This window comes from Variovorax sp. 10N412 (assembly GCF_056394985.1).
In genome coordinates this window covers 196,194-219,386 of record NZ_JBFTIO010000005.1, presented here as the reverse complement: position 1 = coordinate 219,386, position 23,193 = coordinate 196,194, and the positions used below count along the sequence as shown (strand labels likewise).

The 23,193-nt window shown below is 69.9% G+C and carries 20 protein-coding genes; 10 read left to right on the top strand and 10 right to left on the bottom strand.

Annotated elements, in window-relative coordinates; translation table 11 throughout:
* Nucleotides 1-6 precede the first annotated feature (6 nt).
* The 4 genes from AC1DJH_RS15095 to AC1DJH_RS15080 are packed head-to-tail and all read right to left on the bottom strand — an operon-like array spanning nt 7 to nt 4,570.
* Nucleotides 7-2,169 carry a xanthine dehydrogenase family protein molybdopterin-binding subunit gene (locus AC1DJH_RS15095; RefSeq protein ID WP_478186179.1) on the bottom strand — a complete coding sequence of 721 codons (2,163 nt, stop codon included), beginning with the start codon at nt 2,167-2,169 and terminating at the stop codon, nt 7-9.
* Nucleotides 2,166-2,654: a (2Fe-2S)-binding protein gene (locus AC1DJH_RS15090; protein WP_478186178.1), complete on the bottom strand. Its 489-nt coding sequence runs from the start codon at nt 2,652-2,654 to the stop codon at nt 2,166-2,168. Before AC1DJH_RS15090 ends, AC1DJH_RS15095 begins: the two co-directional genes overlap by 4 nt.
* Nucleotides 2,654-3,646 (bottom strand): tripartite tricarboxylate transporter substrate binding protein, encoded by a 993-nt coding sequence (locus tag AC1DJH_RS15085; RefSeq protein ID WP_478186177.1) that lies wholly within the window; start codon nt 3,644-3,646, stop codon nt 2,654-2,656. Before AC1DJH_RS15085 ends, AC1DJH_RS15090 begins: the two co-directional genes overlap by 1 nt.
* A 45-nt stretch (nt 3,647-3,691) precedes the next feature.
* Entirely contained in the window at nt 3,692-4,570 is an 879-nt protein-coding gene (locus AC1DJH_RS15080) for a fumarylacetoacetate hydrolase family protein (RefSeq protein ID WP_478186176.1), read from the bottom strand.
* A 142-nt stretch (nt 4,571-4,712) separates the two neighbouring features.
* Here AC1DJH_RS15080 and AC1DJH_RS15075 point away from each other — a divergent pair, with 142 nt between their 5' ends.
* Complete coding sequence (locus tag AC1DJH_RS15075; RefSeq protein ID WP_478186175.1) at nt 4,713-5,453, top strand: FadR/GntR family transcriptional regulator; 741 nt, start codon at nt 4,713-4,715, stop codon at nt 5,451-5,453.
* Nucleotides 5,454-5,480: 27 nt separating this feature from the next.
* On the opposite strand, the gene AC1DJH_RS15070 is transcribed toward AC1DJH_RS15075, so the two are convergent.
* Entirely contained in the window at nt 5,481-6,314 is an 834-nt protein-coding gene (locus AC1DJH_RS15070) for a DODA-type extradiol aromatic ring-opening family dioxygenase (protein WP_478186174.1), read from the bottom strand.
* Between the two features lie 111 nt (nt 6,315-6,425).
* Here AC1DJH_RS15070 and AC1DJH_RS15065 point away from each other — a divergent pair, with 111 nt between their 5' ends.
* The 4 genes from AC1DJH_RS15065 to AC1DJH_RS15050 all read left to right on the top strand — a co-directional run bounded on the left by AC1DJH_RS15065 (nt 6,426) and on the right by AC1DJH_RS15050 (nt 12,490).
* Nucleotides 6,426-7,388 (top strand): LysR family transcriptional regulator, encoded by a 963-nt coding sequence (locus tag AC1DJH_RS15065; RefSeq protein WP_478186173.1) that lies wholly within the window; start codon nt 6,426-6,428, stop codon nt 7,386-7,388.
* Nucleotides 7,389-7,412: 24 nt separating this feature from the next.
* Nucleotides 7,413-9,131, top strand: a complete 1,719-nt coding sequence (locus AC1DJH_RS15060) for an Hsp70 family protein (RefSeq protein ID WP_478186172.1) — start codon at nt 7,413-7,415, stop codon at nt 9,129-9,131.
* Entirely contained in the window at nt 9,128-10,558 is a 1,431-nt protein-coding gene (locus tag AC1DJH_RS15055) for a J domain-containing protein (RefSeq protein ID WP_478186171.1), read from the top strand. Before AC1DJH_RS15060 ends, AC1DJH_RS15055 begins: the two co-directional genes overlap by 4 nt.
* A 75-nt stretch (nt 10,559-10,633) precedes the next feature.
* The gene (locus tag AC1DJH_RS15050; RefSeq protein WP_478186170.1) at nt 10,634-12,490 is read left to right on the top strand and encodes an ABC transporter ATP-binding protein; all 1,857 of its coding nucleotides are present in this window, start codon (nt 10,634-10,636) and stop codon (nt 12,488-12,490) included.
* Between the two features lie 8 nt (nt 12,491-12,498).
* On the opposite strand, the gene AC1DJH_RS15045 is transcribed toward AC1DJH_RS15050, so the two are convergent.
* The gene (locus AC1DJH_RS15045; RefSeq protein ID WP_478186169.1) at nt 12,499-12,927 is read right to left on the bottom strand and encodes a VOC family protein; all 429 of its coding nucleotides are present in this window, start codon (nt 12,925-12,927) and stop codon (nt 12,499-12,501) included.
* A gap of 82 nt (nt 12,928-13,009) precedes the next feature.
* Between AC1DJH_RS15045 and AC1DJH_RS15040 the strand changes: the two genes are divergently transcribed.
* Nucleotides 13,010-13,591, top strand: a complete 582-nt coding sequence (locus AC1DJH_RS15040; RefSeq protein WP_472115652.1) for a TetR/AcrR family transcriptional regulator — start codon at nt 13,010-13,012, stop codon at nt 13,589-13,591.
* 16 nt (nt 13,592-13,607) lie between these two features.
* On the opposite strand, the gene tssF is transcribed toward AC1DJH_RS15040, so the two are convergent.
* Both tssF and tssE read right to left on the bottom strand, forming a co-directional pair.
* A complete protein-coding gene (gene tssF, locus AC1DJH_RS15035; RefSeq protein WP_478186168.1) occupies nt 13,608-15,488 on the bottom strand; it encodes a type VI secretion system baseplate subunit TssF in 1,881 nt (626 codons plus the stop codon).
* 38 nt (nt 15,489-15,526) lie between these two features.
* Complete coding sequence (gene tssE / locus AC1DJH_RS15030; protein ID WP_478186167.1) at nt 15,527-16,126, bottom strand: type VI secretion system baseplate subunit TssE; 600 nt, start codon at nt 16,124-16,126, stop codon at nt 15,527-15,529.
* A 438-nt stretch (nt 16,127-16,564) separates the two neighbouring features.
* Here tssE and AC1DJH_RS15025 point away from each other — a divergent pair, with 438 nt between their 5' ends.
* Together AC1DJH_RS15025 and AC1DJH_RS15020 are read left to right on the top strand one after the other, a co-directional pair.
* On the top strand, nt 16,565-17,983 hold the full coding sequence (locus AC1DJH_RS15025) for a DUF2868 domain-containing protein (RefSeq protein ID WP_478186166.1): 1,419 nt from the start codon (nt 16,565-16,567) through the stop codon (nt 17,981-17,983).
* Nucleotides 17,980-19,407 (top strand): GTPase/DUF3482 domain-containing protein, encoded by a 1,428-nt coding sequence (locus AC1DJH_RS15020; RefSeq protein ID WP_478186165.1) that lies wholly within the window; start codon nt 17,980-17,982, stop codon nt 19,405-19,407. Before AC1DJH_RS15025 ends, AC1DJH_RS15020 begins: the two co-directional genes overlap by 4 nt.
* A gap of 27 nt (nt 19,408-19,434) precedes the next feature.
* Here the strand turns inward: AC1DJH_RS15020 and AC1DJH_RS15015 are convergent, their stop codons facing one another.
* Together AC1DJH_RS15015 and AC1DJH_RS15010 are read right to left on the bottom strand one after the other, a co-directional pair.
* Nucleotides 19,435-20,427: a sialic acid TRAP transporter substrate-binding protein SiaP gene (locus tag AC1DJH_RS15015; protein ID WP_478186164.1), complete on the bottom strand. Its 993-nt coding sequence runs from the start codon at nt 20,425-20,427 to the stop codon at nt 19,435-19,437.
* Nucleotides 20,428-20,573: 146 nt separating this feature from the next.
* Nucleotides 20,574-20,843: a hypothetical protein gene (locus tag AC1DJH_RS15010; RefSeq protein ID WP_478186163.1), complete on the bottom strand. Its 270-nt coding sequence runs from the start codon at nt 20,841-20,843 to the stop codon at nt 20,574-20,576.
* An 85-nt stretch (nt 20,844-20,928) separates the two neighbouring features.
* On the opposite strand from AC1DJH_RS15010, the gene AC1DJH_RS15005 reads away from it, so the two are divergent.
* Both AC1DJH_RS15005 and chrA read left to right on the top strand, forming a co-directional pair.
* Nucleotides 20,929-21,447, top strand: a complete 519-nt coding sequence (locus AC1DJH_RS15005; protein WP_478186162.1) for an O-acetyl-ADP-ribose deacetylase — start codon at nt 20,929-20,931, stop codon at nt 21,445-21,447.
* Between the two features lie 294 nt (nt 21,448-21,741).
* On the top strand, nt 21,742-23,112 hold the full coding sequence (chrA, locus tag AC1DJH_RS15000) for a chromate efflux transporter (protein ID WP_478186161.1): 1,371 nt from the start codon (nt 21,742-21,744) through the stop codon (nt 23,110-23,112).
* Nucleotides 23,113-23,193: the final 81 nt, after the last annotated feature.

Below are 23,193 nucleotides of genomic sequence, written 5' to 3'. Positions count from 1 at the left end.
CCAGTTTCAGGCGTCCATGCCTTCCATGGCCTGCACGATGCGCTCGGGCCGCATCGGCAGGTCGCGCACGCGCACGCCCAGCGCGTCGAACACCGCATTCGCGATGGCCGCGGCGGTCGGGCCCAGCGAGGCCTCGCCCGCGCCGAGCGAGGCGAAGCCGTCGGCCGGCAGCAGCTGCACGTCGATGTGCGGCACATCGGGAAAGCGCAGGATCGGGTAGTCCTCCCAGCCGGGGTCGCGCATGCGCATGCGGTCGAAGTGCGCGGCTTCCATCAACGCCCAGCTGGCGGCCTGCAGCGCGCCGCCCTCGATCTGCTGGCGCACGCCGTCGGGGTTGACGGCCAGGCCCACATCCACCGCGATGTGCAGCCGCCGCACGTGCACGCGCTCTTCGACATCCACCTCGGCGACGACGGCGCAGTAGGCGCCGGTGTTCTTGTAGCGGGCGAAGCCGATGCCCCGGCCGCGGCCCCCGCCGGCCGGCACCTCGCGCGGCTGCCACCCGGCCTGCGCCGAGACGGCCCGCAACACCGCCACGGCGCGCGGGTCTTCGAGCTGGGCGATGCGGCAGTCCAGCGGGTCGGTGCCGCTGCACAGCGCCAGCTCGTCCATGAAGGACTCGATGGCGAACACGTTGGCGAAGGCGCCGAGCGCGCGCAGCGCCGACGTGCGCATGGGCACCTCCAGCACGCGCCGGCAGACGACCTCGAACCCGGGAAAGGCGTAGATCGGGTCGGCATTGCGGTCGCCGCCACCGCCCGCCGCACGCGGCGCGTCGGTCGATGCCACGCGTTCGAAAGGCTGCGCGAGGTACCAGCTGCCCAGCAGCGTCGGCGTGGCGCCGCGCCCGGGGCGCAGCCCATGGCCCGGGCTCCAGGACTGGTGCCGCCAGGCGACCACGCGGCCCGCCGCGTCGAGATCGGCCTCCAGGTCGACCGCCATCGCCGGGCCGACGGGCGACCAGCACAACTCGTCCGCGCGCGACCATTGCACCCGCACCGGCCTTCCGGCACAGGCACGCGCGAGCCAGGCGGCGTCGAAGGCCACGTCGTCCGCGCCGTTGTGGCCGTAGCAGCCGGCGCCCTGCACGTGCTGCACGCGGATGCGTTCCGGCGGCAGGCCGAAGGCCACGGCAAGGTCCTTGCGCAGGTTGTAGATGCCCTGGCTGTGGCTCCAGACCTGCAGCCCGTCGTGCGCCGACAGCGCGAGCGCGCACGAAGGACCGATGGACGCATGGCGGATGAAGGGCTTCGAGTACGACGCGCGCACGGTGCGCGCGGCAGGCGCCGGCGTCTTGTCCGAACGCGCGCCGAGTTCGAGCGCGGTGGACGGCAGCGATTGCAGCCAGGGCCGCAGCGCCGCTTCGTCGGGCAGCCGCTCGGCCTCGGTCCACACCGCCAGCGTGGCGATCCGCGCGGCGGCGCGCTCCGCCAGCGATTCGGTCTCGGCCACCACGCCGAGCTGCGAGCCGTCGCGCAGCACCGCGAGCACGCCGCCCCAGGCGCGCACTTCGTCGAACGGGCACGCCACGAGCTCGGCATGCGGCGACGGCGGCCGCACGATGCGCCCGTGCGCCATGCGCGGCAGCACCATGTCGTGGATGAACATGAATTCGCCGAAGACCTTCTCGGCGATGTCGTCGCGCGGCTGCACACGCCCGACGATGCGGTAGTCGCCCGCCCGCTTGGGCATGGCGCCGGCGGTGGCGTCCACGTCGAGCAGCGCCGGGCCTGCGAGCGCGGCGATCTCCCAGTAGTCCGAGATGCGCCGCTCGCCATGGAAGATCTCGCCGCCGGCCACGCGCAGATCGGCGGCGGCGATGCCATGCAGCGCCGCCGCCCATTCGACATGGAGGGCACGCGCCTGCGCGCACACCTGACGCAGCGCGGCGCCCGAATGCTGCACCGACAGGCTGCCCGAGGTCATGGCCTCGTCGGGGCTGAGGCCGGTTGCGGCGGGCACCATGCGCACCTGCGCAAGGTCGAGGTCGAGTTCTTCCGCCACGATCTGCGCCAGCGCGCCGAGGATGCCCTGGCCAAGCTCGACCTTGCCCGAGTGCACCGCGACATGGCCCACATGGCCTACATGGCCCGCGCCGTCGATGCGCAGCCAGGTGGACAGCCGCGGATTGGCCTGCAGGCTCGGCGGCAGCACGGGCGTGCCGCTCATGCGGCGCGCCCCTGGCCCATTGCCGCAGCCGCACGGACGATGGCGCGCATCACCCGCGGGTGCGTGCCGCAACGGCACAGGTTGCGCGCCATGCCTTCGCGGATGTCGGCATCGCCGGGGCAAGGGTTGCACTCCAGCAGCGCCACCGCCGAGACCAGCATGCCCGAGGTGCAGTAGCCGCATTGCGCCGCCTGCTCCGCCACGAAGGCGCTCTGCACCGGGTGCGGCGCGGCGCGCGTGCCCAGGCCCTCGGCGGTCCGCACGTGCTTGCCGGCGGCCGACCACATCGGCGTGTCGCAGCTGGGCAACGCGCGGCCGTCGAGCAGCACCATGCAGGCGCCGCACTCGCCGGCGCCGCAGCCGAAGTGGCTCGCGCGCAGGCCGAGGTCGTTGCGCAGCACGTCGAGCAGCGTGCGGTCGGGCTCCACCGCCAGCACGCGCGGCACACCGTTGACGGTGAGTGCGATGGCGTCGCCCTGCGTCATCAGTCCACCGTGATGTGGGCCGACTCGACGATCTTTCGCCACTTCGCGATGTCCTGGTTCAGGTACTGCGTGAACCCCGAGGGCGACATCGCCATGCCGTCGATGCCGCTCCTGGCCCACAGCGCGCGCGTGGCCGGGTCTTGCACCACCTTGGCGATCTTCTGGTTGAGCAGGTCGACGACCGGCTGCGGCGTGCCCTTGGGCGCGAGGATGCCGAGCCAGATCGTCGCGGTGTAGTCGGGCAGGCCCAGCTCGGCCATGGTGGGCACGTCGGGCATCACGCTGGAGCGCGTCTTGCCGGTGGTGGCCAGCGCACGCACCTTGCCGGTGGCGATCAGGTCGGTCATGGTGCCGACGGCGTCGAACATCATGTCGACCTGGCCGCCGAGCACGTCGGTGCGTGCGCCGCCGCTGCTCTTGTAGGGAATGTGCACGATGTCCACGCCCGCCATGCTCTTGAAGAGCTCGCCGGCCATGTGGTACGGCGTGCCCGTGCCGGAAGAGGCGTAGTTGAGCTTGCCCGGGCTCGACTTGGCCTGGCGGATGAGTTCGGGCAGCGTCTTCGACGCGAGGCCCGAGCGCACCACCAGCACCAGCGGCGCCTCGTTCACCGGCGCCACCGCCGTGAAGTCGCGCATCAGCTCGTAGGGCTTCTGGCGCAGCAGCGACTCGTTCACGGTCTGCGTGTTCGACATCATGAGCAGCGTGTAGCCGTCGGGAGCGGCCTTGGCGACGAACTGCGTGCCGATCACCGCGCCCGCGCCGGGCCGGTTCTCCACGATGAACGACTTGCCGGTTTCACGGCCCAGCTTTTCAGCGAGCACGCGGGCATACACGTCGGCCGAGCCGCCCGGCCCGAAGGGCACGACGATGGTCACGGTGCGCGACGGGTAGGCCGACGCGTCCTCGGCATGCGCCGCGGCGCCCTGCCCCAGCGAAAAGGCGGCGAGCGCCAGCGCGGCGAACCCGCGCACCGATCCTTGCTTCCACATGGCTTGTCTCCTTGTGTTCTTGTGTGTGTTGTCTTGCAGGGGCGTTCAGCCGACCGTGTTTTCCAGCACGCCGATGTGCTGGATCTCGATGCGCACGGTGTCGTGGGTCTGCAGGAACTTCGGCGGGGTGAAGCCGATGCCCACGCCGGCCGGCGTGCCGGTCGCGATCAGGTCGCCGGGCATCAGCGCGATGCCGGCCGAGAGGGTCTCGATGAGCGTGGGAATGTCGAAGATCAGCTGCGCGGTGTTGGCGTTCTGCCGCAGCTCGCCGTTGATCCAGCACTTCACGTCGAGGTTGGCCGCGTCGAGTTCGTCGGCCGTCACCAGGTACGGGCCCATCGGGCAGAAGCCGTCGAGCGCCTTGCCCAGGAACCACTGGCGGTGCAGCTTCTGCAGGTCGCGTGCGGTGACGTCGTTGACGATGGTGTAGCCGAACACGTGGTCCAGCGCGTCGGCCTTGCGGATGCCGCGGCCGCCCTTGCCGATGACGACCGTGAGCTCGGCCTCGTAGTCGAGCTGCTTCACCACGTCCTTGTGCGGCGGAATGGTGTCGCCGGGGCCGATCACCGAGGTGAAGGGCTTGGTGAAGACCACCGGCGCCTCGGGCGCGTGCTCGCCCTCCTTGGCACTGCTGTCGAAACCCGACTTGCTGAACTCGGCCGCGTGCTCCGCGTAGTTCTTGCCCACGCAGAAGATGTTGCGGCGCGGGTGCGCAATGGGCGCCAGCAGCCTGGCACCGGCGAGCGGCTGGCCCTCGCCCTTGGCGACCAATTGGTTCTTCAGCTCGCCGAAGCGTTCGATCAGTTCGACGAGGTCGCCGGCGAAGCCAGGCACCAGGTCGGCGAGCGGCCAGAAGCGCTGCGCCTGCGTATCGACGAGCACGGGAACGGCGCGATCGGCCAGGGAAACGGATGCGAATTTCATGGGAATGGAGGCGTCGTCGCGACGGCAGAATAGGACAGTTGCGGGAAGCGCAATGTAGAACCAAAATGAACCATCATCAATACCAATTCCTCAAATTTAAGGACCAATTGGTACTACTAACAACATCTGCCGGGAGCAGCGAATGAGCGAGCACGAGGCCATGACGGCAGCGCCCGGAGCGTCCGCCCTGCAGCCCAAGGCCGAAGGGGCGAAGGCGCTGTCGCGCTACCTGCGCGAAGGCATCGCGAGCGGCACGCTGCAGGCGGGCGTGAAGCTGCCCGCCGAGCGCGAGCTGAGCGAGCGTTTCGGCGCCTCGCGCGGCGCTGTGCGGCGCGTGCTGTCAGGGTTTCGCGAACGTGGGCTGATCACGCAATCGGTCGGCAGCGGCACCTTCGTGGCGGCAACCGCCGCGCCCGCCGCCACGCCGGCAACGGCGCCGCTGTCGGTGCCCTCGCTGCACGGCAACGTGAGCCCGGCCGAGTTGATGGTGGCGCGCCGGCTGATCGAGCCGTTGATGCCGTCGCTGATCACGCGCAACGCCACGGCGGCCGACTTCGCGGCGATGCAGCACTGCATCGAGCAATCGGAGGCGGCCCAGACCATCGAGGGCTTCGAGCACTGGGACGGCGAGTTGCACAAGGCGCTGGCGGTGGCCACGCACAACGGCTTTTTCGTGCACATCCTGGAACTGACGCAGCGCGTGCGCGACCAGGGCGAGTGGGGGCGGCTCAAGGCCAAGTCGCTCACCGGGCCGCGGCGCGCGCAGTACGAGCAGCAGCACCGCGCGCTGGTCGAGGCGCTGCGCGACCGCGACGAAGCCGGTGCGCAGCGCGTGCTGGTCCAGCACCTGGACCAGATCCAGCGCAACCTGTTCGGGGACTGAACGGGCCGCGCGTTTTTCTTCGCGTTCTTACGCGGCTGCCGCGCCGAAGCGGAAGCTGGAGACGACGAGGCCGCCCATGAAGGCGTCCTCGTGGTAGATGCGCTCGCCGGCCTCGGCCTCGGCCGCGCCGACAGCCACCATCAGCGGGATCAGGTGCTCTTCGCGCGGATGCGCCATGCGCGCCGCCGGGGCCGACGCCCAGTCGAGCAGCTGCGCGCTGCGCTCGGCCGTCGAACCCTTGACCACCGCGGCGTCGAGCCAGTCGTCGAAGGCCTTCGACACGCCGTGCGCCTGCGGGCCGAAGTTGCGCAGGTTGTGATAGCTCAGGCCGCTGCCGACGATCAGCACGTTTTCATCGCGCAGCGGCGCGATCGCGCGGCCCAGCGCCAGGTGCTCCGCCGGGTCGAGCCCGCGGCGCAGCGACAGCTGCACCACCGGTACCTCGGCCTTGGGGTAGATGGCGGCCATCGGCGAGAACATGCCGTGGTCGTAGCCACGCTCGGGGTCGATCTGCACCGGCAGGCCGGCCGCGGCAATGAGCGAGTGCACGCGCTGCGCGAGTTCGGGCGAGCCGGGCGAGTCGTAGCGTACTTCGTAGGTGTGCGCGGGAAAGCCGCCGTAGTCGTACATCATGGGCGGCCGGGGGTTGCCCTGCACCGCGAAGGCCGGCGCCTCCCAGTGGGCCGACACCATCAGGATGGCGCCGGGCGTGCGGCCGATCTGGCGCGGCATGTCGGCCAGCGAGGCGGCAAGCTGGTCGTAGGTGGCGCCCATTTCCTTCTTCATCCAGGGCCAGGGGCCGCCGCCGTGCGAAATGAAGTACGTGGGCAGTCGCGATGCGTTCGTGTTGTCGGGGGTCAAGTCGATGCTCCTTGAAAGCGTTGCATCGACTGTAGACATTTCCTCCAAGGAAATCGACAAGCTACGATGCATCGAATCAGTTCTTTGCAGGAAACCTTGAAGGATGTTCACATGGACCGAATGACCAGCCTGCGGGTGTTCCGCGAAGTCGTCGAGGCCGGCAGCTTCGTGGCCGCGGCCGAGCGCCTGGGCATGTCGCCGCCGATGGCCAGCAAGCACGTGGCGCAGCTCGAGAAGTCGCTCGGCGCGCGGCTGCTGCACCGCTCCAGCCGCCACCAGAGCCTGACCGAGGCCGGCACCGCCTGGTATGAGCAGAGCCGCCGCGCGCTCGACCTGCTCGATGCGGCCGAGGCCGCCATCGGCCAGACGCACGACACGCCGCGCGGCCAGCTCAAGGTGAGCGCGCCCGTGTGGTGCGCCACGCCGCGCTTTGCGCGCGTGCTGGCCGACTACCGAGAAAAGTACCCCGAGGTGCTGGTCGACATGCACCTGGAGAACCGCAAGGTCGACCTCGCGGCCGACGGCTACGACCTGGCGCTGCGCGCCACGCAGGAACCCTCGCCCGCGCTGATCGCCCGGCCGCTGTGCCGCGTGCCGTTCTACCTGGCGGGCACGCCGGCCTACATCGAGCGCATGGGCGGCCCGCCCGCCCTGCCTGCCGACCTGGCGAAGCTGGGCGCCATCGTGCCAAGCTACGTGAACCTGGAGAACCTGGCGCTGAAGGGCCCGGGCGGGCGCATGTTTCCGCTGCGGCTGGCGCCGGCCATGCGCTCCGACGACACCACGCTCACGCTGCATGCGGTGCACGCGGACATGGGCATCGCCTTCATGCCGCTGTGGCTGATCGACGAGGACATCGCGCGGGGCCGGTTGCTGCGACTGCTGCCGGAGTTCGAGTCGACGCCGGTCACCTTGTTCGCGGTGTACACGAGCCGGCAGTACATGTCGCCCAAGCTGCGCACCTTCATCGACTTTCTGAGCGAGCGGCTGAAGGTGCCCCATGAACGAAGCCCGAGCGCGCCGCCCCGGGGTGCCACGCGGGTGCGGCATCATGGCGAGCTGCCGCCACCCTGAAGCACACACGCGAGGACCTGCTTGATGATCATCGGTATCGACCTGGGCACCACCCACAGCCTGGCCGCCGTCTGGAAGGACGGCCGCCCTCACCTGGTGGTGAACGCGCTGGGCGCCTACCTCACGCCGTCGTGCGTGAGCATCGACGAAGACGGCAGCGTGCTGGTCGGGCAGGCCGCGCGCGACCGGCTGCAGACGCACCCCGCGGTGACGGCCTCGCTGTTCAAGCGCTACATGGGCAGCGACAAGGGCTTTCAGCTCGGCGCGCGCAGCTTTCGCGCCGAGGAACTGTCGTCGCTGGTGCTGCGCTCTCTGAAGGCCGACGCCGAGGCCATGCTGGGCGAGCCCGTGAGCGAAGCGGTGATCACCGTGCCCGCCTACTTCTCCGACGGCCAGCGCAAGGCCACGCGCATCGCGGGCCAGCTCGCAGGACTGCAGGTGGAGCGCCTGGTCAACGAGCCCACGGCCGCCGCACTGGCCTACGGGCTGCACCAGGACGAAGACGCGACCCAGTTCCTGGTGTTCGACCTGGGCGGCGGCACCTTCGACGTCTCGATCCTCGAGATGTTCGAGGGCGTGATGGAGGTGCGCGCCACGGCGGGCGACAACTTTCTGGGCGGCGAAGACTTCGTCAACGAGATCGTCCAGCTGTTCTTTGCCGAGACCGGCCTGCCCGAGGCCGCGCGCGCCGACGGCGGATTCATGCAGCAACTGGTAGCACGCGCCGAGCAGGCCAAGCGGGCCCTGTCGGACAGCGAGAGCGCCACCCTCACGCTCCACTGGCAGGACCGCGAGCACACGCTGGCGCTGACGCAGGAGCGCTTTCGCGCCATCAGCGAGCCGCTGCTGGCCCGGCTGCGCGGGCCGGTCGAGCGCGCGCTGCGCGACGCCAGCATTCGCGCGGGCGACATCGACAACGTGGTGCTGGCCGGCGGCGCGACCCGCTCGCCTGTGGTGCGGCAGATGGTCACGCGCATGTTCGGCCGCTTTCCCGCGATGGACATCAACCCCGACGAGGTGGTGGCGCTAGGCGCCGCCGTGATGGCCGGCCTGAAGGCGCGCGACGAAGCGCTCAAGGAAGTGGTGATGACCGACGTCTGCCCCTACACGCTGGGCGTCGAGACCGTGCACCGCATGCCCGGCGGCGGTGAGGTCGACGGCTATTTCTCGCCCATCATCGAGCGCAATACCGTGGTGCCGGCCAGCCGCGTCAAGCGCTACGTTCCGGTGCGCGAAGGCCAGCGTGTTCTCGCCCTGGAGATCTTCCAGGGCGAGGCGCGGCTGGTGCGCGACAACATCAAGCTCGGCGTGCTCGAAGTGCCGCTGCCCCCCGGCCCGCGCGCCGAAGCCAGCGTCGAGGTGCGCTTCACCTACGACGTGAACGGTCTGCTGGAGGTCGAGGCGACCGTCGTGGCCACGCGCGAAGTGCACCGGCTGGTGATCCAGGGCAACAGCGGCGTGCTGAGCGAACTGGAGATCGCCGCGCGCCTCGGGCAGCTGGCCGAGCTCAAGATCCACCCGCGCGACAAGGCCGAGAACCGCGCGCTGGTGGCACAGGCCGAGCGCGTGTTCCAGCAGTTGCGCAGCGATGCCCGCGAACGGCTGGGCGACGAAATATCCCGCTTCGAACTCTCGCTCGAATCGCAGGACGAGCGGCAGATTCGTCCGGCGCGCGAGCGGCTGCGCAAGGCCGTGGGCTTTTTCGAGCGCGACAGCCACTTCGATCCGGACTTCGTGTTTTGAGCACGGTGACCGCCGCTTTCGAGCGCCTCGGCATCGCGCCGACCCGCGACGTCAAGACCATCAAGCGCGCCTATGCCGTGGCGCTGAAGGCCATCGACCAGGCCGGCGAGCGCGAGGCCTTCGAGCGTCTGCGCCAGGCCTATGAACAGGCGCTGGCCTGGGCCGCGCGGGAGGATGAACCGGAGGACGAGGAGGACGAGGAGGACGAGGAGGACGAGGAGGACGAGCAGGACGAGCAGGAAGAAGAGCCGGAAGACGGCCAGCGCGATCCTCACGGGCCCGACACCCCAGAGCATGGACTGCCCGATGCGCCGCCGGCAGCCCCGCATCGCATGGACGGTCCGTCGCCATTCACGTCACCGTCCGTCCGCCCCCCCGCGGCGCCAGCGGCACCGGCAGCACCCGCGACCATCGCGCCAAGCCCCAACGAAGCACACCAGGCCCTGCGCGACTGGACGGAGCAGTTGCGCGCCGCGCCACCCGACGCCGTCACGGCGGTGTTCGAAGCGGCGCTGGGCGACCCGCGGCTGCTGCACCTCGACAGCCACGCGCAGCTCGAGGCCCGCATCGCCGATCTGCTGCACGCCAGCCCGGCCGGCCGGGCCGTGCTGTTCGACGCTGCGGCCCTGCGCTTCCATTGGACCGATCGCAACGCCCGACCGGTCGCCAGCCCTGCGGCCGCGCACTGGATTTCACGCGTGGTCAACCAGGGCCTGCAGTGGCACGCACAGGCGCCGGCAGCCGTCGCCCTGCAGCAGGAGGCGCTGGCCACCGCCACGCGCGTGGCCTCGCCCGGGCCTGAGCAGACGCGCCGCTTTGCGGAGCCCCTCGCCGACATGGCGCGCGACTTTCCGGACTGGTTTGCGTTGCACCTCGGCGCGCAGGGCCACGCCCATCTGCCGGCGTGGCTGGCGTTGCATGCAAAGCTCGCGCCCCGGTGGGCACGCCAGATCGAGCGAAGGCAACGCTATTTCGGCACGCGCGGCAAGACCCTGCGCACGCTGTTGGGCGGTTTTTTCGTGCTGCTGCTGGCAACCGCCGTGCTGTCTGGCGTGATGAACCGCATGCTGGCCAACCATGCGCCTACAGACCTGGCCGCGGGCAACAGCAACGGCAAGGTCGGCGTGGGCGCGCCTCCCGCCACGCCCGAACCGGTGCTGGCGTACGAGTTCACCGGCGCCGTGACGCGCGACAGCTGCGAGAGCGCCGAGGAGTTCGTGCACGAGTCCAACTGGTTGCAGGTCGGCGACAGCGATGCGGTCGCCCTGCTGGCCACCCGCGCCATGCGCTGCCAGGACAAGGGCCTCTGGTCGCGCAAGGACGACACGCTGATGGCCTGCCTGCGTGCCGAGCGCGCCGCCGCGCTGGGCGCCGGCCGGCCCGAGGAGGCCCAACGCTGCCTTCGGCCCGAAGCGGGAGGTCGGTAGACGCAAAACGCACCTTTCCGGGGCAAGGTCATGCCGCCACGGCTAAAGTCCTGAGCTCTCTGGGAGACCGTCTACTTGTTCCGCTTCTTCGAAAAACTACTTCACCCCTACCCCGCCGCCGAACCCACCCTCCCGCCGCAGGGCTTCCTGGCCTTCCTGTGGGCCTGCACGCACGGCGTGCGCGGCAAGATCGCGGCAATGGCGGCGCTCACCGCCGTCATGTCGATCTTCGAAGCGGCGCTGTTCGCCATCCTCGGGCGCGTGGTCGACTGGCTCGGCGGCCAGGTGCCGTCGCGCCTGTGGGCCGAACGCGGCGACACCTTGCTGTGGCTGGCCGCGTTCCTGGTGATCAGCATCGGCGTGGTGGCGCTGCAGACCATCGTGAAGCACCAGACGCTCGCGGTGAACCTGCCGATGCGCCTGCGCTGGAACTTCCACCGGCTGATGCTCGGCCAGAGCATGTCCTTCTACCAGGACGAGTTCGCCGGCCGCATCACCGCCAAGGTGATGCAGACGGCACTCGCGGTGCGCGACACGGTGTTCGTGCTGGCCGACGTGCTGGTGGCCATGGGCGTGTACGTGGCCACCATGATCATCCTGGTGGGCGTGCTCGACGCGCAGCTGGTGTGGCCCTTCGTGATCTGGCTGGCGCTGTACATCGCCGCGCTGGTGTACTTCGTGCCGCGCCTGGGCAAGGTCGGCAAGGCCCAGGCCGACGCGCGCTCGCTGATGACCGGGCGCGTGACCGACGCCTACACCAACATCGCCACCGTCAAGCTGTTCTCGCACACGCAGCGCGAGGCCGGCTTCGCACGCGACGCCATGCGCGAATTCATGCACACGGGCTACGGCCAGATGCGCCTGGTGAGCGCCTTCGAAATCGTCAACCACACGCTGAGCATGGGCCTCACGGCCGGCATGGCGGGCATGGCGCTGTGGCTGTGGTCGCAGGGCGCGGTCGGCGTGGGCGCGGTGGCCGCGGCCACCGCGATGGCGCTGCGGCTGCAGGGCATGTCGCACTGGATCATGTGGGAAATGACCAGCCTGTTCGAGAACATCGGCACGGTGCAGGACGGCATGAAGACGCTGTCGCGCCCGCGCACCGTGCTCGACGCGGCCGACGCCAAGGTGCTCGAGGTGCCGCGCGGCGAGGTGCGTTTCGACCACGCGAGCTTCCGCTACGGGGACGCGGGGCGCCGCGTCATCGAGGACCTGAACCTCACGGTGAAGCCCGGCGAGAAGATCGGCCTGGTCGGCCGCTCGGGCGCGGGCAAGTCGACGCTGGTGAACCTGCTGCTGCGCTTTCATGACCTGGAGAGCGGCCGCATCCTGATCGACGGGCAGGACATCGCGCACGTCACGCAGGACTCGCTGCGCAGCCACATCGGCATGGTCACGCAGGACACCTCGCTCATGCACCGCTCGGTGTCCGACAACGTGGCCTACGGCCGGCCCGACGCCACGCAGGCGCAGATCGAGGCAGCGGCCCGGCGCGCCGAGGCGCACGACTTCATCCAGACGCTGGGCGACGCGAGCGGACGGCGCGGCTACGAGGCGCATGTGGGCGAACGCGGCGTGAAGCTGTCGGGCGGCCAGCGCCAGCGCGTGGCCATTGCGCGCGTGATGCTGAAGGACGCGCCGATCCTGCTGCTCGACGAAGCCACCAGCGCGCTCGACTCCGAGGTCGAGGCGGCCATCCAGCAGAGCCTGTACACGCTGATGGAAGGCAAGACCGTGATCGCCATTGCGCACCGGCTGTCGACCATCGCGGCGATGGACCGGCTCATCGTGCTCGACGAAGGCCGCGTGGTGGAAGAAGGCGACCACCGCACGCTGATGGCACAGGGCGGGCTGTACGCGCGGCTGTGGGCGCACCAGAGCGGCGGGTTCCTGGGCGAAGACCTGGGCGAGGGAGAGGCGCTGCGGGCCTGAGCCCTGCGTCAGGTCGGCAGCGCGCCGGGCTCGTACTGCGCCGCGAACTCCGCGCTCGGCGGGATCGGCTTGATGATGTCGATCAGCACGCCGTTCGGGTCGCGCGTGATGAAGTGCCGCTGGCCGAAGGCCTCGTCGCGCAGGGGCAGCAGGATCGGCAGGCCGGCCGCCTTGAAGCGCTCGTGCACCGCGTCGGGGTCGTCCACCTCGAAGTTCAACAGAAGCCCGCCCGCCACCTGCCCGCGCGCGACGGCGGGAATGGTCTCGTGGCGACCGTCGAGCACGGCGAGGTTGACCGACGGATCGTCCGCCAGCTGCAGATGCACATACCAGTCGCTCGTGAACAGCGGCGTGAATCCGAGATGCGAACGGTAGAAGCCGGCGGTGCCCGCCACGTCTTCGGTCATGACGACGGGGTAGTAGCTCGTGACTTTCATGGGTCGTACCTTTCCATAAAACATACAGACTGCATGCATTTAAATACTAACCTACAGACAGCCTGCATGTAAATTACCGCGCATGGCCACCAACCGCGAACGCACCGAAACCACCCGGCTGGCCTTGCTCGAGGCCGCCCGCGTCCTGTTCGTCAGCAAGGGCTACAGCGACACATCCACACCCGAAATTGCCGTGGCCGCGGGCATCACCCGAGGCGCGCTCTACCACCACTTCGCGGACAAGCGCGACCTGTTCCGGCAGGTGCTGGTGCGCGAAGCCATGGCGGTCGCGGCCGACATCGAGGCCGCGGCGCCCGCGCAGTTGGAGCCGCGCAAGGCCTTGCTGGAAGGCAGCGAGGCCTACCTGAACGCCATGACCGTGCCGGGCCGCACCCGGCTGCTGCTGGTCGACGGCCCCGCCGTCTTGGGCATGGCGGAAGTGATGGCCATGGACGACGCCAACGCGGCGCACTCGCTGCGCGAAGGCCTGAAACGCGCCGGCATGGGGCGCGGCGAAGTCTGCGTCGATGCGCTGTCGCAGTTGCTGTCGGCGGCGTTCGACCGCGCCGCGCTGGAAATCGATGCGGGCGGCGACGCGAAGGAGGTTCGCGCGGCCATGCGCTGGCTGATCGAGCAGGCGCTGGGGCCCGTCAAGAAGCGCTGAAGCGCACAGCCCGCCGTCAGACGATGCCCCGCCCGCCCATGCGCACCGGCCACTTCGCCACCGTGCCGCGCTGCATCGACTCGAGCACCGTCTGCGTGAACACGTTGATGCTCACGTGCCGCGCGAGGTAGTGCTCCAGCACCAGGCCCAGCAGGTAGGGGCTGGTGCCCGAAAAGCCTTCTTCGTCGACGCTCAGCGTGCATTGCACGCCGCGCCCGTAGATCAGCGGCCCCGCGCCCGGCAGGCGCCGCGTCACCGGTTCGATGCGCGAGCCGACGAGGCTGTCGATCTGGCGGCCCAGCACGTCGTTGTCGGCGGTGACGAACAGCCGCAGCATGCCGCGCAGCGCCTGGGCGCCCTCGCGGTGCGGCATGTCGGCCAGCGGCAGGTGGTTGAAGCCCAGCTGGCGAATCAGGCGCCAGGCGATTTCGCGCTGTGCGAACGGCGACTTGGGCGTGCTCGGCGGGCGAATGAGGCCCACGGCCGAGACCGGCACGGAGTCGGCCACCGCCAGGTCTGAATGCCCGTTGCGCGGCACCAGGCACGGCAGGTCGCGGTTCGTGAGCATCGCCTTCACCGACAGGTAGCGCAGGCTGCCGGGGTAAGGCGCCTCGTGCTGGTCGACCAGTGACAGGAACACCTCGGTGCCGATGTACGGCGTGCGCGTGCCGTACTTGCGCGCGGTGTCGGACGCGAGCCTCTGCTCGCGGCGCACCGAGAAGTAGCGCCCGTGGTTGCCCTCGTCTTCATTGAGCGTCTGGTAGAGCGGGCGAAACTCCAGCTCGGCCGTGGTCTGCGCCTGCTGCCCCGCGATGCGCTGCACCGAATAGACCTCGAAGTCGAGCGGGCGCGAACGGTCGGGCACCAGGTGGAACTCGGGTTGCGCCTCGTCGAGTTCGATGCGGTCGGTGCGCCGCTCGAACAGGTTGACCACCGGCGTGCTGAACAGCGCGAACTGGCCCGCGTCGACCAATGCGCCCAACGCACCCGGCGGCTTGCTCAGCAGCACCACGATCTCGACTTCCTTGCCGTGTGTGCGCGCCAGGCCGGGTGCCAGCTGCGTCAGCGTGAAGAAATAGAAGCGCTCGGGGCATGCGAAGTATTCGTGCAGCAGGTTGTGGCCGTGAAAGGTGTTCCATTCCAGCGGCAGCAAGCCCTCGCCGGGCGCCAGTCCTTCGTGCACCAGCGCGCCTTCGGTCACCACGTGCGGCCGGTCTGCCAGCTTGCCTGGCTCGCCGACGAAGGTGGCCACGGCCGAGGTGTGCAGCAGCTCGAACAGGTGCGAAGCCACCTGCTCGTTGCCGCGCAGGTAGATGGGCAGCCGGTCGAGCCCCACCAGCGCGCTGAAGTTCATTTCGCCCACGATGCGCAATCGAAGGCGCAGCGCGCCCGTCACCTGCACGTGCGGCGGCAGGTAGCGCTCCAGCGCGGGAATGTCGGGCGGCGCGCCCGTCAGCCTGGCGTCGACGATCTCGAAGGGCCACAGCGTCACGTCCTGGCTGGAGCGGAACTCGCACGGCGTTTCCTCGCCGGTGGGCACCCGCGCATGGAAGGCCGTGCCGCGCGGCACCACGAAGCCGCGCGTGAAGTCGCCCTCCTTCACGCTGGGATGCAGCTGCGCCACAGCCATCGACGGCGTGGGGCTCAGGTAGTTGGGGTACAGCACCTCGAGCAGGCGCTGTGTGAACCGCGGAAACTCGGCGTCCAGCTTGATCTGCATGCGCGCCGAAAGGAAACTGAAAGACTCGATCAGCCGCTCCACGTAGGGGTCGGCCACCTCGATGCCGTGCATGCCCAGGCGCCGGGCGATCTTGGGGTGCGACTGAGCGAACTCGCCGGCCGCCTCGCGCATGTAGACCAGTTCTTTGTTGTAGTAGTCGAGGAGTTGGGGGTCCATGGCATCCGGGTCCCTGAAGTGAAGAAGAAGGAAACGCGTCAGCGCGCGACGCGCAGCACGCTCATGCGGTTGGTTTCGAGATCGACCGCGCTCTGCACCATGAACTCCAGCGGGTAGGGCCGCAGATGGATCATGGCGCGGATCTCGAACAGCAACACGTTGTATTCCTCGGCCGCGCCGCCGCCTTCCTTCATGAGCGGCACCACCGACACCGTCTCGGGAATCAGGCGCGGCTCGTAGTCATGCACGGCGCGGCGGATGATGCGTTCGATGTCCGCCCACTTGCGCTGCGACAGGTAGCTGCCCGCCAGCGGCGGCACGCCGAAGTTGAGGGTCGACGCGGCCGCTTCGGCATGGCGCTCGCGGTCGATCAGGTCTTCGGCATTGGTGGTGTTGAGCAGGAAGGCCAGGTCGCGCTGCACGATGTCGCGCATCTGCGCGGGCGTGACGGTGTAGTCCGAGGGCAGCTCCGAGGTGCGGCTGGGCGCCTCGTCGCGCAGGCGGTCGAAAAGCGTGGGAAGCAGGTGCGCATTGACGCGCGTCGGGGCGGCACCAGCTGCGCGCGGCGAACGTGCGCCGGGGTGGGCGGGATGCCCTGGTCGGGGGCCGGAAACAGGGGGGTGCTCGGTGGGTCGCATGGCCGTGCCTTTGCTGGAAGGGCCAGAGTCTTGCGTGGATGCACGCGGTCTATTGCAAACAATGGTCACATCTGGTGCACGCCCCCGAGAAAAACCAACAAACCGGGGAAATGTCATGGCAATGCGCTTCGCGAGTCCTACACCACACGCCGCCCCTTGCCGACAGTCAGGAAGCCCCTGCACAACGAAGCTGTATGCATATCAACACACAGGAGCCCTCGCGTGAATTCCATCATCTACATCGTCGGTCTGGTCGTGGTCGTGGTTGCCGTTCTTTCGTTCTTCGGCCTTCGCTGAGACCTGGCACACGCCACCGACTCTTTGCACCCTGGGAAACGGGGCCGCTTGCGGCCCCGTTTCTCATGGGGGCGCACGGTGCGGCGGGCATAATTTGCGCGCCCTGACCCTGCGCGGGGCCTCCTCAGCGAAGGGCCCCTGTTGACCGACACCGCGTTGCGCGAATCTGCTTTTTCCGATGCGGTGATCACCGAGGCCATTCGATGGGCCGAGCAGAACGGCCCGCTGGACGACGCGCAAGCCATGCGCGCTGCGGCTTCGCACGCTACCGGCAGCCACGCGCAAATCACCGAGCGTGCGCTTCGCCTCGGCGAACGCCTCGGCCTCCAACCCGAACTGACCCGCGCCCGCCTCTGGGCGCCGTGGGTGTTGCTGGGCATGGTCGCGCTCATCGTGCTTGCAGGCCTCAGCCTTGCGGGCAACGTCGTTGGCGGCGGCGAGCGCCATATCAACGTGATCGTCGCGCTGGTCAGCCTGCTGGGCCTGCATGCCCTCACGCTGCTGGCCTGGCTGGCCGGCCTGTGGCTGCCGGCGGGCTTATTGGGCAGCGCGTCGCTCGGGTGGATCTGGCTGTCGCTGACCGCGCGGGTGGCGGGCGGCAAACGCGGACAGGCGCCGCTGCTGGTGCGCGCCGCCACCGGGCTGCTGTCCCGCGCCAGGCTGCTGCCATGGGCTTTCGGCCTGGTGAGCCACGGCATCTGGTCGCTGTCGTTCGCGGTGGTGCTGGCCGCGATGCTGTTCGCGCTCGCCTTTCGCAGCTACACGCTGAGCTGGGAGACGACGATCCTCGATCCCGCATTCTTCGTGCAGGCCGTGCAGGTGCTGGGCTGGGCGCCCTCGAAGCTCGGATTCCCGGTGCCCGACGCCGCCACCATCCTGGCCGCCGCCCCCGGCGCAACCCACGCGGGAGGCCAAAGCAACTGGGCGCTGTGGCTCACGGGGTGCATCGTGGTCTACGGCCTGCTGCCGCGCGTGGCCCTCATGCTGTGGAGCGCCGCCATGTGGCGCAGCCGCCGCAAGGCGCTGCAGCCCGACTGGCGCGAGCCCTACTACCGCCAACTGCTCGCCCGCTTCGCCGCGATGGCACCGGCGGCCATCGTCGACGCCGACCCCGGCCGTACGCAGGGTGCCACGCCCGCGGGCCTGTCCGATTCGCAACTGCAGGACCTGCTCTTCGTGGTCGGCTTCGAGCTGCCACCTGATACGCCCTGGCCGCCGTCGGCCCTGCCCGCCACTGAGGCCGCGCAGGTGCAGCGCATCGACGGCAGTGCGCCGTCACGCCGCGCCCTGCTCGACCAGTTGGCCCGCGTGCGTCCGCGCACCGTGCTGCTGGTGTGCCACGCCGCGTCGAGCCCCGACCGCGGCACCGAGCGCTTCCTGCGCGAAGTGCTGGCGCATTGCGGCGAATGCCGCCTCTGGCTGGCCGATGCACCCAACGCCGGCGCCACGCAGCGCTGGCTCGATTGGCTGCAAGGCACCGGCCTGCAACGCATCGCGGCCGGCGACAGCCTGGCCACCGCCCTGCGCCCGACCGCCGCCGCGATCGCCACCGCGCCATGACACAGCCGCCCATCCGCATCGCCGTCGTCGGCCACACCAACGCGGGCAAGACCTCGCTGCTGCGCACGCTCACGCGGCGCGTGAACTTCGGCGAAGTGTCGGACCGCCCCGGCACCACGCGCCATGTCGAATCGGTCGACCTCGAGGTGGACGGCGCGGCCGCCGTGCGCTTCTTCGACACGCCCGGCCTCGAAGACGCCGTTGCACTGCGCGAGCACCTCGCCGGTTTCCACCTGCAGGGCACGCAGGCCACGCCGCCCGAGCGCATCCGCCAGTTCCTGCAAGGCCCCGAGGCCCACGGCGTGTTCGAGCAGGAGGCCAAGGTGCTGCGCACCATGCTCGACATCGACGCTGCCTTTCTGGTCATCGATGTGCGCGAGCCGGTGCTGCCCAAGTTCCGCGACGAGATCGAGTTGCTCAATTCCTGCGCACGCCCCGTGCTGCCGGTGCTGAACTTCGTGCGCGACGCCGCCAGCCGCGAGCCGGCGTGGAAGGCGCTGCTGTCGGCCTACGGCCTGCACGTGCAGGTGCGCTTCGACGCGGCAGCCCCCTTCGTCGGCGCCGAGCAGGACCTGTACAACGACCTGGCCACGCTGCTGCGCGAGCGCCGCGAGGTGCTGCGCGGCGTGGTCGATGCGCTGAACGCCGAGGCGGCCCGGCGCCGGCAGTCGGCCTGCACGCGCATCGCCGAACTGCTGGTCGATGCCGCGGCGGTGCGCCGTACCGTGTCGGCCACCGAATTCGCCGACACGGCACGCCGGCAGGCCCTCGTGGCCGCCCTGCAGAAAGCGGTGTTCGACAAGGCCCAGCGTTGCACCGACGACCTGCTCGCGCTCTACGGCTTCCGCCAAGGCGACGCCGACGAGGCGCCGCTGCCCCTGGTCGAAGGCCGCTGGACGCTCGACTTCTTCAGCCCCGAAGCCATGAAGGACGCGGGCCTGCGCCTGGGCAAGGGCGCGGCCATCGGCGCGGCGGTGGGGGTGGTGGCCGACCTGGCCGTGGCCGGCATCTCGCTGGGCGCCGGCGCGGCACTGGGCGGCGCCATCGGCGGCGCGGTGTCGCAGGGCTGGGGCCCGCTCGGGCGCAAGATTGCCAACAAGCTGCGCGACATGCACGAGCTCACGGTGGAAGACGGCGTGCTGTTCGCGCTGGTCGCGTGGCAGCTTCAGCTTGCGCAGGCGCTGGAGCAGCGCGGCCATGCGGCCACGCAGCGCATCGGCGCGGACGCGCCCGCCGGCGGCGACGCGCAGACCCAGGCCGCGGCCGCCGCCGTGCGGGCCGCGCAGCCGGCGCGCAACCATCCCGACTGGGAAACAGGCACGGGCTCGGTCGCCGGCCGCATCTTCTGGCGGCCGTCACCGCAGCGCGAGGCGCTCGTTGCCGACCTGTCGCACGGGCTGCGAAGCGCTTTCGGGCCCGCCTGACAGCAGCCAGGCCCGCGCCGCGTCACGTCAGTGGGCGCCGGAGGCCAGCGCCTGCAGCCGGGCATAGTCGCCCGGCCGCGCGCCCAGCTGCTCGGGCGTGGAGCGCTTGACGATGCGCTCCTGGAACAGCTGCCGGTTGACCGTCGACACCGTCATGCCCTTGCCGCGCAGGAACTGCTCGTCTTCCAGCTCGCCGGCAATCACGCCGACGTTGGTCCATCGGGCGGTGTCGGCGAGCACCTTCTCGAGCATCGCCTGCTGCGGCGGCGCCAGCCGGGCCCAGGCGGCCTTGCCGATCACGATGCCCAGCGTGTCGTAGACGTGCGCCGTCAGCATCACGTACTTCTGCACCTCGTAGAGCTTCTTCGACCTGACGATGCCCAGCGGGTTGTCCTGCGCCTCGACTTCGTTCTTCTTCAGCGCGCCGTACAGGCTCATGAAGGGCAGCGTCACCGGCCTGGCGTCGAGCGCGGTGGCGAACAGCTGGTAGGCCGCAGCGTCGGGCACGTACAGCTTCAGGTCGCGGAAGTCGTCGGGCCTGGCCAGCGGCCTGGCGGACGTGACCTGGCGCGCGCCGTAGTACACGGCGGCCACCATGCGGTTGCCGCTCTTCTCGTTGTAGCCCTTCATCAGCTCCGCCAGCAGCGGGCTGGCCAGGTACTTGCGCACATGGTCGAGGTCCTTGAACGCGAAGGGGTAGCTCGCCAGGTTCAGCGGCGCATAGCCCTCGGCCAGCGTGGCCTGCCCGACGTAGGCGATCTGCACCGAGTCGTTGGCCAGCATCAGCGGAAAGTCGGACTCCTGGCCCAGCTTCGAGGAGGGCATGACCTCGACCAAGATCTTGCCTTCGGACTGCTCGGCGATCTTGCGCGCCGCCATTTCGGCCTGCTGGTGGAAGATGCTCGTGGGCTCGTAGACATGCGCCCACTTGAGCTGCAGCACCTGGGCCTGCGCGGCGACGGCGCTTGCCAGCGCCAACAGGAACAGGCCGGCGCGGTGCCACGGCAAGAAGCTTTTCATCGACTCTCCCTCGGGTTGAGAACAGTCCGCCGCATGCAAGATCGACGCCATGGCCGCGGGCAGACACCGCGTCGCGCCCGGCGGGGCAAGCCTACGGATGCGGGCCGGAACCCGGAAGCGGGTTTGCCCGCGCGAGATTGAAGCGGTCAGCCGCCGCGCGAGGCGGTCGCCCGGCGCGCGCGTGCCCGCTTCAGCGCGCGGACCAGAACCCAGGCGGCCAGCAACAGGCAGCCGAAGGCCGGCAACGCCCAGACGAAACCGCTGGTGGTGTAGACGGTCTGCGTGTCGGCGTCGTAGTGCCGGCCCAGGTCGTTGAAGTCCCGGCTCAGGTAACGGTCGTACCAGGCCCAGAAGAAGAAGGCCGAGGCGGCAAGCGACAGGGTCAGGGCGGCGGCGGTGGCGAGGTGTTTGGGCATGGTGCGCAGGCATTGTCGGGGCGTGTGACGCACGGCAGCGTCGGCCCGCCGTACCATGCCGGACCCACAGGAACCGGAGGACCCCATGCAGCAGCTGCGCGCCATCCGCGCCGACATCACGACCCTGCAGGTCGACATCATCGTCAACGCCGCCAACTCCTCGTTGCTGGGCGGGGGCGGCGTGGACGGCGCCATCCACCGCGCCGCAGGGCCGGACCTGGTGCACGAATGCCGCTTGCTCGGCGGCTGCAAGACCGGCAATGCCAAGCTGACCCAGGGCTATCGGCTTCCCGCAAAGTTCATCGTTCACACGGTCGGCCCCGTGTGGCGCGGCGGTGCTTCGGGCGAACCCGGACTGCTTGCGTCGTGCTACCGGCGTGCGATGGCGCTGGCGGCGGGGCAAGGGGCACGCAGCATCGCGTTTCCGAGCATCAGCACGGGCATCTACGGCTATCCCGTCGCGCTGGCGGCGAGCGTCGCGGTGGACACGGTGCGCGCCGCGGAGCAGGACGCGACCTCGGTCCGGGAGGTCGTGTTCTGCTGCTTCTCGCCCAGCGACCTCGCCGTGTACGAAACTGCATTGCGCGGCACCCCCGCACAATGACCGCATGACCGCATGACCGCTGACCGCTTTCGACGACGAAGGCCGGGGCGCGCACTGCGAGCTGGGCTTCTTCTTCGTCACCGAAAACCTCGCGACGCGGGGCTGGAGAACGTGCGGCGCATCGACGGCGCATTCTTCCAGCCGGTGCTGGTGGGCACGCGGCCCGCGCGCTAGCCGGCAGGGCAAAAGGCGGTCCGGCCCTGCTACGATCCGCCTCCCCGGGGCCTCAGCCTCCCGGTCTGCAAAGTCAGACGGTGTCCCGTCCAAGTGCTGGCAACCCGACCGGAGCTTTCCGTGGACACCGCACGCACCGACGCATCCCCCGCACCCCTCGCACCCCTGCAACCCGTTTCCTTCGGCGAAGCCTTCCGCTTCTGGCTCAAGCTCGGCTTCATCAGCTTCGGCGGCCCGGCGGGGCAGATCGCCATCATGCACACCGAGCTGGTGGAACGCCGGCGCTGGATTTCGGAGAAGCGCTTCCTGCATGCGCTCAACTACTGCATGCTGCTGCCCGGCCCCGAGGCGCAGCAGCTGGCCACCTACATCGGCTGGCTCATGCACCGCACCTGGGGCGGCGTGGTGGCCGGCGCGCTGTTCGTGCTGCCGTCGCTGTTCATCCTGATCGCGCTGTCCTGGGTCTACATGGCCTACGGCAACGTGCCCGTGGTGGCGGGCATCTTCTACGGCATCAAGCCGGCGGTGACCGCGCTGGTGCTGCACGCGGCGCACCGCATCGGCACGCGGGCGCTGAAGAACCCGTGGATGTGGGGCATCGCGGGCGCGGCCTTCCTGGCGATCTTCGCGTTCGACACGCCGTTTCCCGCCATCGTGATCGCGGCCGGGCTGATCGGCCACTTCGGCGCACGCTGGGCGCCGGGCGTGTTCGCACTGGGCGGCGGCCACGGCAGCGCCAAGGCGGGCTACGGGCCGGCCCTGATCGACGACGACACGCCCACGCCGCCGCATGCGCGCTTCACCCGCGGCCGGCTGGCCAAGGTGCTCGCCGTCGGCCTGGTGCTGTGGGCGCTGGCCATGGGCGGCCTCGTCGCCACGCAGGGCTGGCACGGCACGCTGGCGCAGATGGGCGCGTTCTTCACCAAGGCGGCGCTGCTAACCTTCGGCGGCGCCTATGCCGTGCTGCCCTACGTGTACCAGGGCGCGGTGGAGCAGCACCACTGGCTCGACGGCAGGCAGATGATCGACGGCCTCGCCCTCGGGGAAACCACGCCGGGCCCGCTGATCATGGTGGTGGCCTTCGTCGGCTTCGTCGGCGGCTGGCTGCAGCAGGTGGCAGGGGCGGGCGCACCTTTCATGGGGGGTGCGCTCGCGGCCACGGTGGTGACCTTCTTCACCTTCCTGCCCTCCTTCGTCTTCATCCTCGCGGGCGGCCCGCTCATCGAGGCCACGCACGGCAAGCTCGGGTTCACCGCGCCGCTCTCGGCCATCACCGCGGCCGTGGTGGGCGTGATCCTGAACCTGGCGCTGTTCTTCGCCTACCACGTGCTGTGGCCCCAGGGCTTCGGCGGGCACTTCGACGCCATCTCGGCCGTGATCGCCGTGGCGGCGACCGTGGCGCTGTTCAGGTTCAAGGTCGGCGTGCTGCCGCTGCTCGGTGGCTGCGCGGCCGTTGGCCTGCTGGTGACGCTGGTGCCCGGACTGCGCTGAGCGCCGGCTTCGGCGCGCAGTTCACTGCGGTGCGCGTGGCGCTCGTGGTGCGCGTCCGGCACATGCGGATGCGCAGGGCGC